Source organism: Chloroflexus aurantiacus J-10-fl (genome assembly GCF_000018865.1).
Classification (GTDB): domain Bacteria; phylum Chloroflexota; class Chloroflexia; order Chloroflexales; family Chloroflexaceae; genus Chloroflexus; species Chloroflexus aurantiacus.
In genome coordinates this window covers 1796313-1807490 of the sequence record NC_010175.1, presented here as the reverse complement: position 1 = coordinate 1807490, position 11178 = coordinate 1796313, and the positions used below count along the sequence as shown (strand labels likewise).

The window sequence follows — 11178 nt, the reverse complement described above, 5'->3', positions numbered from 1 at the left end:
TGTCATTGTCGTGATCGCACGACGAGATAATTCAGCGTAACCGTGATTAACAGGCCGGTCGGCCGGGTTGCACACAAAACGTTGCATCCTCTGGCTGAACCGTCTATAATCTGAGCAGCAGAGAGACCGGTTGCACGGGCAGCAGAGGAGAATCAGCAGTGTCAGGCGAAGAACTACAACAGCGCATCACAAACGCCATTCAGGCCTACCGCGACGAGATTGATCGCACCCGCCGTGAAATCAACGAGGTAGAGTCGTTGTTGCGCCAGAATATGGCTGAAGTGGATCGGTTGGCGATGCGCGAAACCTCAATCGCCAACCGGGTACGTGATCTCGATGTCAACCTGGATCGTTACGAGAAAACCGACATCAAGACCTTCTTCAGCACGCTGATCGAAGTGCAGATGCGCTTGCAGACCATGCGAGCGCAAGTCGATCAGTTGCAAGCCCGTCGCGAAGCCCTGCGCAACCGGCAGAGTCTGCTGAGTGATGTGGTTGAATTGCTGGAACAGGCTGCAAGTGAGTTAGCGCGGAGTGCAAAGGTCGCCGATCTCCCCTTCGATCCGCAGACCATGATTGCCAACATTATTCAATCGCAAGAGAGTGAACGGCTGCGCATCTCGCTCCAGATGCACGATGGCCCGGCCCAGGCGATGAGCAACCTGGTGCTGCGGGCTGAAATCTGCCAGCGCTTGCTTGACCGCGACCTTGATCAGGCCCGTGCTGAACTGGTTGCCCTCAAGACAGCAGTCAATAACACGCTGCAAGAGACGCGCAAATTCATCTTCGATCTCCGACCAATGACCCTCGACGATCTGGGTCTGGTACCCACCCTGCGCCGCTATGTCGCTCAGGTTGCCGAAAAACACAAGATCGACATTAACCTGATGGTGCAAAACCTCGACCAGCGTCTGCCAGGTCACTATGAAGTAACAATCTTCCGGTTCATTCAGGAAGCTATCAATAATGTTGTACGCCATTCTGGGGCGACCCAGGCCCGCGTAATGCTCGAAAACAGCGACAACGTCCTTCAGATACTGATCGAAGACAATGGGAATGGCTTCGCAGTCAAAGAAGCGATTGCCAGCGCTGGTACCCGCAAGAACATGGGGCTGGCGAACATGCGCCAGCAGATCGAGGTACTCTTGCAGGGCGAATTTGGTATTGAGAGTTCTATTGGTCGCGGCACGCGAGTGGCGGCGACCGTACCGTTGCCGTGAGGTTCCTCACATTGCTGTTAGTGGGCACGACGTCCGAACAGGTATCGATGTTCGGGTTATTTGACCGTATTGCGCAACTGATATGTTTGACAAAACCATCGACTTATGAAATAATGTATTACGATAAATAGTAGTACTATACTTTGTACGCGATCAAAATAACAAAATCTTCATCGACGCATAGTACATCAGTACCTTCATTCGTCTCCCCCTATCTTATTCAGTACCGACACAAAATAGTACCCTCAGGCTATTGGCAAAACCTGCCCGAGCATATATACTACGAAGCGTGGAGAGGTACTCCACGGGAATAGTAAAACCGCACTAGTATTCAGGATGTTCACAATGCTTCGCAGCTTCTTCGCCAAGGAAGAGGGCCAGGGTCTGGTCGAGTACGCACTCATCCTCGTTCTGATCGCAGTCGTCGTTATCGGTGCTCTGACCCTGCTCGGCCAGAACATTAGCGACCTGTTCAACAATCTCGCCGGCACCATTCAGCCGTAATTGTCGTTATCATACGACACTCAACCACACCCGACCAAATGGCCGGGTGTGGTGCTTTTTTCTGCCTGATCTTTGCCATGCTGATGCCTCCTGCCCATATCAGCAAAAGGAATACCGTGTTTCCAGCTTCCAATCTTGAAACAGGCGCGCTGTCGTTTCGTAGTTCCCAACCTGTTCTACCCCGACGCCAACCTGCCAGATTCACTTTCATATCCTGATCCGAAACTTGTCGCCACGCTCAAGGTTTTGTACAATGCGAGTAATCCGGTGTTATTAAGGTTGCTGCATCCGTATGCCGAACAATCGCTACTATCAGGAATATGGCCCGATCTATCGCCGTCGAGCCGGACAACGTCCACCGCTTGCCGACGACGAACTACCACCTGATGAGCCGCGCCGCCCCCGTGTGCGGCGGCCAGTGCGCCATCGGCGGCGGGTACCGGTCTGGTTGTGGCTGGTGGTAGGCTTAGTCCTGCTTGTCGCAATTCCCACCGGTGCGCTGTACGCCGTGGATATAGTGTATCCTGAAACGATTTTGCCTGGCGTTTCGCTCAATGGCGAGTCAATTGGTGGTTATACGCGCACCGATTTGATTATCGAGTTGCGGCGGCGCTATCGTTCCTTCGAACAACAGCCGGTGACACTTACCTTTCGTGATCAGCAGTGGCAACCGACACTCGCTGAGTTGGGGGTCGCCTTTGATGTGGAACGGCTGGTGAATAGTGCCTTTGCGCTTGGGCGGAGCGGTGATCCGCTGACCCGGGCCTATGAGTTGTGGTTGCTCTGGCAAGAAGGAATTGATATAACGCCTCGTCTGACCGTCGATCTCGCGCAAACCCAACGCTATCTGCTGGGTCTGGCGCCACAGATCGAGCGATTGCCGGCTGATGCTGTCCTCAGTCTGGCCGATGCCCGCGTGGTTGGTCAGCCCAGTCAACCGGGTACGCAGCTTTTGGTTGACGCGACGGCAAATGATGTGCTGCTGGCTATCCGTGCGCTTCAACCACAAACGGTGCCGATCCGCACTCGTCAGATCGTGCCACAGATTGACGATACCGATCTGGTGGTTGCCCAGCAGATTGCCGACCAATTGCTGCGGAGTGCGCTTGAGTTGAAGGTCGAAGACCAGACAATCGTCTGGACGCCTGAACGTCTGGCAGAACTGCTGCGGGTAACACCGGTTGATGGTCGACTAACAATAGAAGTTGATCCAGATCGTCTTGCCCGTGCCGTGGAAGGGCTGGCGCAGATGATTGATACCGGTACCGCCGAACCGCGCCTGCGCTTCAGTGACGGTCGGGTGCGGATCGTCGCCGAGGGACAGCCGGGGCGGCGGTTGCGTCAGGCTGACGCGGTGACTGCTATTGCCGATGTGCTGATGCAGCCTTCACCGGTAACCCGCACGCTGACTCTACCGGTTGAGCGGGTTGAACCGCAAATTACGGCAGCAACCCTCGACAATCTGGGCATTGTCGAGCTGGTGGCAGAAGGGCGGAGCAGTTTTGCCGGCTCAGCTCCATACCGCATCACCAACATTCGCGCCGGTGCAGCCCGTATGAACGGCGTATTGATTGCGCCCGGCGAAGAATTTTCGTTTAACCGCCAGTTGGGGGAAGTCAACGCCGAAAATGGCTTTGTTGAAGGGTATGCCATTATCGGCAACCGGACTCAGCTCGAATGGGGTGGTGGGGTGTGTCAGGTGAGCACAACCGTCTTTCGAGCCGCGTTTTGGGCCGGTCTGCCGATCACCGAACGCCATGCCCACTCGTTTTACATAAGCTGGTACGACCGTTTCGGACTCGGCCCGAACGGCGATGGTCAGGGTCTCGATGCCGCAATCTTTACCGGGGTGCAAGACCTCAAGTTCATCAACGATACCGGGCGCTGGCTGCTGATGCAAACGAGTATTGATGAGCAGGCACAGGTGCTGGTCGTCCAATTGTATGGCACCCGTCCTGAACGCGAGGTGCGGATCGAAGGCCCAATCATCGCTAACGAGGTACGTGCACCGACTGAGCCGGTCTATATTGATGATCCTTCACTGCCGCGTGGAACAATACGGCAAACCGATGTTGCGCGCAGTGGTCGTGATATTTCCATCTACCGCATCGTGACCGAAGCAGATGGTGAGGTGCGACGCGAGCTGTTCTTCACCCGTTTCCGCCCATGGCCTAATATTTTCGTTCGTGGTAGCGGGTAGGTGTGCTCGTGCAGTGATCGGTGTGTGAATGTGTTTCCGCAGGTACGATTTGTGCGTAAGCATGGAGAAAACTTCTACGTATCGCACAGCGAGAAGGTTGTCCTATTCTGGAGTGTAGAACCTATTTCAAAAAACGTCTACGAGAAGGTATCCCGTTCATTCCTGACCGACTCTATAGGAGCACACCCGGCATACCCGTGACCAGTAGAGTCAACGGTGTGCCACGCGCCGGATCGTGAGCACGGCTGTTGCGGCAGCATGGGCCGCACGCCAAACGTCGCGACAAGCGCGTGCCGAGTGGGTAAGCACCCCATCCAGCGCGTGATGGCATAACAGGAGCAGCTCTCTGCCAACGGGCCAGGTGCAGGACGGGCAGTCTGTGGTGATTGGCAAGCGTCATGCGCCTGGGTGACAGTCTGGGAGCACAATAGCATCGTTAGGATTTTCCAAACCCGTCTGGTACAGCAGGTGTAAAGAGGATTTCAGATGGTCGAGATCGTCTCTTCCGCGCTCTTAATCACATGCCACAGGCATTGCCAAAACAGGTATCATCCGGCGACGTGATTGCTGTGTGGTTCAGTAGGATCACGCCTGATGCTCCTTGTATTGCATGGTATACTCTCTAATACAAGGAGTAGTAAAAATGCCATCAAAACGGTTGATTCAAACGTTGCAGCGGCAGGCACATCCATTGGCCAATCCGCTGATCCAGCAACAGGTGCTGGCACAGGTGCCGGTGCCTGCCTTCAATGAGACACTCCTGGCCTATGGTCTGGCCCCGCTACGGGCCGAGTCGCGCATTGATGTCTTGCAGATCAATGTGGGACGACGCTGTAATCAGACCTGTCATCATTGTCACGTTGATGCCGGCCCCGACCGCAAGGAGGTGATGCCGCCGGAAATTGTCGCCGCCTGTCTGGATGTGCTGGCACGTTGGCGGATTCCGACGCTCGACATTACCGGTGGTGCGCCGGAGCTGCATCCCGCATTTACCGAGATTGTTCGTCAGGCACGTGCGCTGGGCTGTCATGTGATCGACCGCTGTAATCTGACGATTGCCCAACTGCCAAATTATCGTTATCTGCCCCGATTTTTTACCGAACATCAGGTCGAGATCATTGCATCGTTGCCGACTACCGATCCGGAGTCGACCGATGGTCAACGTGGTGAGGGAGTCTTTGCGCAATCGCTGGTAACGTTGCGCGAACTCAATGCGTTGGGCTACGGTATTGAGGGCAGCGGTTTGCTGCTGAATCTGATCGCAAATCCAACCGGCCCTTATCTGCCGGAGGCGCAGGAAACTCTCGAACAACGCTGGCGGCAAGAGCTGGCTACCCGTTATGGCATAGTCTTCAATCGCCTGTATACGCTCACCAACATGCCGATCAGCCGCTATCTGGCTCACTTGCAGGCCAATGGCGAGCTGGAAGCATACATGCACCTACTCGTTCAGGCGTTCAACCCGGCGACAGTGAATGGCTTGATGTGTCGCACCACGCTCTCGGTCGGTTGGGATGGGCGACTCTACGACTGTGATTTCAATCAGATGCTCGATCTCGCGTTGCCGCAGACCATTCGCGATGTGACCATCGCCGATCTGGCCGGACGCGAGATTCGCACCGCAGCACACTGTTACGCATGCACCGCAGCCGCCGGCTCCACCTGAACAGGCGCTATCGGCACGCCGTGAGCGTGCATCCAGCGCTCGTGATGATGGCCCGTCGCCCTGAACCGGGACGGGTTAAGACCCGTTTGTGCCCGCCTTTGACCCCAGAGCAGGCAACTACTCTGTACGAAGCGTTTCTTTATGATTTGACGGCGTTGTTGCGGAGTGTACGTGGGGTGCAGCCGATCATCGCGTATGCGCCGGAAACCGCTGCCGATTACTTTGCCCGCCTTGCCCCTGACCTTGCCCACCGGCCACAGGTTGGCGCTGATTTGGGTGAACGGCTGGCCAACATCACCGATGCGCTCCTGAACGAAGGCGCGCCGGCAGTGGTTGTGATCGGGAGCGATAGCCCTGATTTGCCGGTGGCCTTCATCGAACAGGCTATTGCTGAATTAGCGCAAGGGGCCGATCTTGTGCTGGGGCCGGCCAGTGATGGTGGTTACTATCTGGTTGGGTTGCGCCGACCGGCACCAACCCTCTTCACCGGCGTCACCATGAGTACGCCAACCGTACTGCGTGATACGCTGGCGATTGCCGAACAACTGCGGCTTCAGACCTCGCTCCTTCCCCTTTGGTATGACATCGACACCTTTACTGATCTGCACCGCTTGATCGCCAGTTCAGCCTCTCTGACCCACACCCGGCCACTATTGGAGCACGTGCTGGCACAGGCTGGAGGATGACGTGGTGGCAGATATATCAATCATCCCCCACAAAACACACACTGCACACAAAGGTTTGCGCACGTTTCACGAGACATAAACCCCGGCTTCAATCCACTGCTGCAAGTGTATAGCGGAGCCGTGGTACCGGTCGGTTCCATTCTGAGATAGTCTCCCCGATCACGGTACATCCCATGTTGCGATAGAAGCCGACGGCATGTGGATCAGCGTCCAACTCGATCTGCGCAATTCTCTGCGCACGGCATTGGGCAACGGCATGGGTAAAGAGCATTCGCCCCACGCCCTGACCAATCCAGGACGGTATCACCCAAAGGTCTTCGAGTATGGCCGGTGAGCTATCGACAATCAACCGGTACCAGCCAATCGGCTGCCCCTGCTGATGAGCAGCAAAGACCAGATCGTGATCAATCGCCGCTGGGGTGATGATCGGCGAGGCGGCCCACTGGCTGATGAGATGGTCGGGATAGCCCCAATATCGCTTGGCAGCCACAGCAATTTGCTTGAGCAGCGCTGCGTCGGACGGTTGAGCGCGGACAATGATTATTGCTGACATAGCTCCTCCGGCTGAGGGGGAAACCCTGCTTTACGTATAATACCGCAACCTGCTGCCAGGGTGGAAAAAGACAGTGCCCTCGCCGCCGATAATCCCAGAAACACCATCCTGCACCCGGCGCAAAACTCTTTGACAAAGCGAAGATTGTCTTGTCAAGATTGCGCAAAGAGGGCATAATACGACGAAAACCTATCAGATAGCGTAAAGGAACTGGAAACGTCATGTCATCGTCAAAACTCACACACGGCCCGCAAACCGGCGAATTTATCGCCATGATGGCTCTAATGACCTCGCTGGTCGCTATGTCGATTGATCTGATGTTACCCGCCCTGGCCGATATTGGCGCCGATCTCGGCTCCCCCCACGAGAATGCCAACCAGCTTGTCGTCACGATGGTCTTTCTCGGCCTGGCGATTGGTCAGCTTCTCTACGGCCCGCTTTCGGACAGCATCGGGCGTAAACCGGCGATTTACCTGGGATACGCCATGTTTGGTGTTGGCTCACTGCTGGCTATCTTCGCCATCAATTTTCCCATGATGCTGATCGGGCGTCTGCTTCAGGGGTTGGGCGTGGCCGGGCCACGTGGGGTCTCAATGGCGCTCATTCGGGATCGCTTTGCCGGGAGAGCGATGGCGCGGGTGATGTCATTTATTATGGTTGTCTTCATCGTGGTACCTATCATTGCGCCGGCTATCGGCCAGGCTATCCTGTTTGTGGCTGCCTGGCGCATCATCTTCGTCATCCTGCTGGTGCTGGGGGTAGTATCACTGATCTGGTTTGCGCTCCGTCAGCCGGAGACACTTCCATCCGAGCGCAGGGTGCCGTTGTCGGCACGCCGAATGATTGGTGCGCTCCGCGAAGTACTGGCGAACGCCACCACGCTCGGTTACACCCTCATGGCCGGAGCAGTGTCGGCCATCCTGCAAGCGTATCTGAATTCGTCACAGCAGATTTTTCAGCAGCAATACGGTTTAGGTGCACTGTTTCCACTATTTTTTGCGATCAATGCCCTGGCGATTGGCCTCGCTTCATTCGTGAATGGCCGCCTCGTCATGCGCTACGGCATGCGTCCGCTGGTAAAAATTGCGCTGTTTGCGTTGTGCAGCATAGCCCTGCTCTTTGTCGGGATCGCTCTGATCACCGCCGGGCAACCGCCGTTGTGGAAGTTGATGGCGTACCTGATCCCGTGTTTCTTCTGTCTGGGCATTCTCTTCGGCAATATGAATGCACTGGCGATGGAACCACTCGGTCATATTGCCGGTGTAGGTTCGGCAGTAGTTGGCTCGCTTTCCACCTTCGTCGCGATTCCGCTCGGTGCGGTTATTGGGCAGGCGTACAACGGCACAGTGACGCCACTGGCGATGGGGTTCGCTGTACTGGCCTTTAGTGCGCTGGTCTTGATGTATTGGGCCAATCGCGATCAACCTGAGCCGGTAGTTGTGAGCGAAGAGTAGCACCTGGCTGCTGGTCATTCCGCAAGTATGCTGTGAAATCTAACAAGTACTGGTAGGGCAACCGCTGTAGGAGCGTGGGTCGGGCTGGAACGCCTGTGTCGTGGCAATTGACGCGCACCGGCGGGGGCACACGTGCGGCGCGTTCACACTGTTGGCAGCCTGCGCCAGGATGGTTTGTGGGTTGAGACTTTTGCGAAATGGTTGCTGTTCAATAGCTAAGGCATGCTCCAAACAGCAGGCGGAACGTCTGTGCCACGATCCGCTCCCCCGCTCACACCCCGTCTACGCAGCACGTATCGTCACAGCAGACGGCAGTGCGTTGCCGTGACCGGCGACGAAACCGCTGCGCCCCGCACCTGATCGCGAGCACGGCAGGCGCGGAGCGTGGCTGCCGCAGGCCAAACGACACATCACGATCCGCTCCCCCGCTCACACCCCGTCTACGCAGCACGTATCGTCACAGCAGACGGCAGTGCGTTGCCGTGACCGGCGACGAAACCGCTGCGCCCCGCACCTGATCGCGAGCACGGCAGGCGCGGAGCATGGCTGCCGCAGGCCAAACGACGCTCCTCATTGTATTTTCATTAATAAAGCTATTGACATGTCTGTGCAAGGGTGCTATGATGACTGTGCAAAACATTGACAGTACAGAGACAGGAGACCATGATGATTAAAGTAGGACGGCGCTGCCACATAGAGGGAGTAACGCCAGAGCAGGTGTTCGCCACCCTTTCTGACCCGGCATTGATCAGCCAGATTTTGCCTCGCGTGCAGAAGACAGAGCTGCTCAATCGTGATGATGTCGCACGTCGCGCCCGTCTGGTCACCTATATGTCAATGGGTGGTTTGTTCGGCACGATCCGCTGTGAAGGTGATCTGACCTGGCAAGACAACCGCGAAATCGTCTTCACCGTGCGCACGCCGCTACCGGTTGAGACGCGCTGGGTGCTGAGCCAGGCGGTCAATGGTACCGATCTGCAGGTTATTATGGGAATTGATCTGGCACCACTTCTGGGCATGATGGCATCGTTTGTGCCGGAGAAGACCGTCGCCGATATGCTGGGTGCCGATCTTGAGACAGCATTGCGAGGTGTCGCTCGCCAGGCTCGTCAGACATTAACTGCCCGCGCCGCAGCCTAATCAACTCTGTCCCTGTCTCTGGTATAATCGCAGAGCACCAATTGCACGGTGCTCTGCATTCTTTTTGCCGCTCCGGCGAGTGCGTCGGGGGAGACTATGATTGACGTTGTGCAGATCGGGTTGGGGTTTGTGCTCAGTATTGTGATCGGCGGTGTTGCCTTTGCCCGCCGTTCACTAAGCGAAAGTGGCTGGCTGGGTGCGGTACTGGTAGGGACATTGACGTTTGGTTTTGGTGGTTGGGCCTGGGGAATTACCCTGATCGTCTTTTTCGTCAGCAGCAGTCTACTCTCTCACTACAAAGAATCCATCAAAGAACGGCGAGCAGCAGAAAAGTTTGCCAAGGGCGGCAGGCGCGATTTCTTTCAGACCATTGCCAACGGTGGGTTAGGTGCACTCTGCGCGGTCGCGTATGCCTTGAACGACCAGCCGGCGGTATTACTGGCAGCATTTGTCGGGTTGATGGCAACGGTGACTGCCGATACCTGGGCGACCGAATTGGGCGTACTCAGCCCGCATGAACCACGACTGATTACGACGCGCCAGCCGGTACCACCGGGAACATCCGGCGGTGTTACCCTGATGGGTACCTCAGCGGCTGCCGCAGGCGGGTTGTTGATTGGCATCACTATGTTCCTGCTGAGCAGTATCGGTGGTACGCCGCCGTGGTGGATGATCCCGGCTGGTCTCCTTGGAGGTCTAGGTGGTGCGCTGCTCGACAGTCTGATGGGAGCTACCGTACAGGCGATCTACGTCTATCCCGATGGCCGCGAGACTGAACGCCGGGTGGCCCGTGACGGCACTCCCAATCGCTTTTTGCGCGGCTGGCGCTGGATGGATAACGACCTGGTGAACCTGATCAGCTCAATTGGTGGTGCCCTGATCGCGGTGGTGATTGCGGCAATGATGGGGGCGCTTTGACAGGCCGGTGACAGTGGGTTGGCGAAGGATGTTTCGCTACCGCTATCCATTCGCTGATACCACAACAGCGGCTGGTCAGGCCAAGAGGGTTGGTAGTCGGGCGAATGACCTTGTGCTACCTGTGAAGGGAAGGCGACACATACGCCATCTCATTCTTGCCGAACCCTAAACGTTGCGTGGTACAGATTGAGGTGGTGAACACAGGGGAATTCACGGTAGGGGCGCATGACCGTGCGCCCCTACCCTGGCCTTCTACGATAGTGTTCATTCCCTGTTTCTGGCTGATGTGACCGGTTTCATTTAGCGTCCACGTCGCAACAGCACCAGGCCGGCCCCAATCAACAGCACGGGGAATAGCAGCGAGAGATTCACCCCCAATTGCTCAAGCAGAATGATACCGCCCACACCGATCAGAATCATGCCGAGTAAACTCCAGTTACGGCGACGCGATGGTGTCGTTGTCAGTTGTACTGTCTCACTGGTTGCCGGGCCACCGATAGGCTGACCGGTAAGTGGATCGAAGCGGTATGAGGGATCGGGAGCATATCCGACCCGTGCCTGCCCACTCACCTGACTCTGGCTAACGAAAGCTTCCTGCGGGGCGAAATTTGCCTCACTACCTGTCGAGGAGAAGGGTGTCGGAGGATTCTCTCTTGGCATAATCAGCCAGAGCACCAGATAGATCGGCAGGCTAATGCCATTGATGAAAAAGATCAGCACAAAGATCAAGCGCACAATGACCGGATCAACGGCGAAGTAGCGAGCCAGGCCGCCACACACACCGCCGATCATGCGATCTGTTCTACTCCGGGTAAGTCGTGTCTGCATATATCGGCT

Annotated in this window: 10 protein-coding genes; 8 read left to right on the top strand and 2 right to left on the bottom strand. The window is 56.4% G+C overall.

The genetic code is table 11. The features are described from left to right. The first annotated feature begins 158 nt into the window (after window positions 1–158). The 5 genes from CAUR_RS06820 (at window position 159) to CAUR_RS06800 (ending at window position 6276) form a co-directional block, all read left to right on the top strand. The gene (locus tag CAUR_RS06820) at window positions 159–1220 is read left to right on the top strand and encodes an ATP-binding protein (protein ID WP_012257187.1); all 1062 of its coding nucleotides are present in this window, start codon (window positions 159–161) and stop codon (window positions 1218–1220) included. A gap of 345 nt (window positions 1221–1565) precedes the next feature. Then, window positions 1566–1724 (top strand): Flp family type IVb pilin, encoded by a 159-nt coding sequence (locus tag CAUR_RS06815; protein WP_012660648.1) that lies wholly within the window; start codon window positions 1566–1568, stop codon window positions 1722–1724. A 292-nt stretch (window positions 1725–2016) separates the two neighbouring features. Continuing rightward, complete coding sequence (locus CAUR_RS06810) at window positions 2017–3924, top strand: VanW family protein (protein WP_012257185.1); 1908 nt, start codon at window positions 2017–2019, stop codon at window positions 3922–3924. A gap of 643 nt (window positions 3925–4567) precedes the next feature. Continuing rightward, window positions 4568–5590 carry an arsenosugar biosynthesis radical SAM (seleno)protein ArsS gene (gene arsS, locus CAUR_RS06805; RefSeq protein WP_012257184.1) on the top strand — a complete coding sequence of 341 codons (1023 nt, stop codon included), beginning with the start codon at window positions 4568–4570 and terminating at the stop codon, window positions 5588–5590. Window positions 5591–5610: 20 nt separating this feature from the next. After that, a complete protein-coding gene (locus CAUR_RS06800) occupies window positions 5611–6276 on the top strand; it encodes a TIGR04282 family arsenosugar biosynthesis glycosyltransferase (RefSeq protein WP_012660647.1) in 666 nt (221 codons plus the stop codon). 88 nt (window positions 6277–6364) lie between these two features. Here the strand turns inward: CAUR_RS06800 and CAUR_RS06795 are convergent, their stop codons facing one another. Further along, complete coding sequence (locus tag CAUR_RS06795; RefSeq protein WP_012257182.1) at window positions 6365–6829, bottom strand: GNAT family N-acetyltransferase; 465 nt, start codon at window positions 6827–6829, stop codon at window positions 6365–6367. A 221-nt stretch (window positions 6830–7050) separates the two neighbouring features. Here CAUR_RS06795 and CAUR_RS06790 point away from each other — a divergent pair, with 221 nt between their 5' ends. The 3 genes from CAUR_RS06790 (at window position 7051) to CAUR_RS06780 (ending at window position 10341) form a co-directional block, all read left to right on the top strand. Further along, the gene (locus CAUR_RS06790) at window positions 7051–8283 is read left to right on the top strand and encodes a multidrug effflux MFS transporter (RefSeq protein WP_012257181.1); all 1233 of its coding nucleotides are present in this window, start codon (window positions 7051–7053) and stop codon (window positions 8281–8283) included. Window positions 8284–8946: 663 nt separating this feature from the next. Continuing rightward, a complete protein-coding gene (locus tag CAUR_RS06785) occupies window positions 8947–9423 on the top strand; it encodes an SRPBCC family protein (RefSeq protein ID WP_242605091.1) in 477 nt (158 codons plus the stop codon). A gap of 96 nt (window positions 9424–9519) precedes the next feature. Next, window positions 9520–10341 carry a DUF92 domain-containing protein gene (locus CAUR_RS06780; RefSeq protein WP_012257179.1) on the top strand — a complete coding sequence of 274 codons (822 nt, stop codon included), beginning with the start codon at window positions 9520–9522 and terminating at the stop codon, window positions 10339–10341. Window positions 10342–10641: 300 nt separating this feature from the next. Here the strand turns inward: CAUR_RS06780 and CAUR_RS06775 are convergent, their stop codons facing one another. After that, window positions 10642–11169, bottom strand: a complete 528-nt coding sequence (locus tag CAUR_RS06775) for a PspC domain-containing protein (RefSeq protein WP_012257178.1) — start codon at window positions 11167–11169, stop codon at window positions 10642–10644. Window positions 11170–11178: the final 9 nt, after the last annotated feature.

Coding starts and splice junctions, on each gene's coding strand:
- CAUR_RS06785 (WP_242605091.1), top strand. CDS start 8,947: ATGATGATTAAAGTAGGACGGCGCTGCCACATAGAGGGAGTAACGCCA.
- CAUR_RS06780 (WP_012257179.1), top strand. CDS start 9,520: ATGATTGACGTTGTGCAGATCGGGTTGGGGTTTGTGCTCAGTATTGTG.
- CAUR_RS06815 (WP_012660648.1), top strand. CDS start 1,566: ATGCTTCGCAGCTTCTTCGCCAAGGAAGAGGGCCAGGGTCTGGTCGAG.
- arsS (WP_012257184.1), top strand. CDS start 4,568: ATGCCATCAAAACGGTTGATTCAAACGTTGCAGCGGCAGGCACATCCA.
- CAUR_RS06790 (WP_012257181.1), top strand. CDS start 7,051: ATGTCATCGTCAAAACTCACACACGGCCCGCAAACCGGCGAATTTATC.
- CAUR_RS06775 (WP_012257178.1), bottom strand. CDS start 11,169: ATGCAGACACGACTTACCCGGAGTAGAACAGATCGCATGATCGGCGGT.
- CAUR_RS06810 (WP_012257185.1), top strand. CDS start 2,017: ATGCCGAACAATCGCTACTATCAGGAATATGGCCCGATCTATCGCCGT.
- CAUR_RS06795 (WP_012257182.1), bottom strand. CDS start 6,829: ATGTCAGCAATAATCATTGTCCGCGCTCAACCGTCCGACGCAGCGCTG.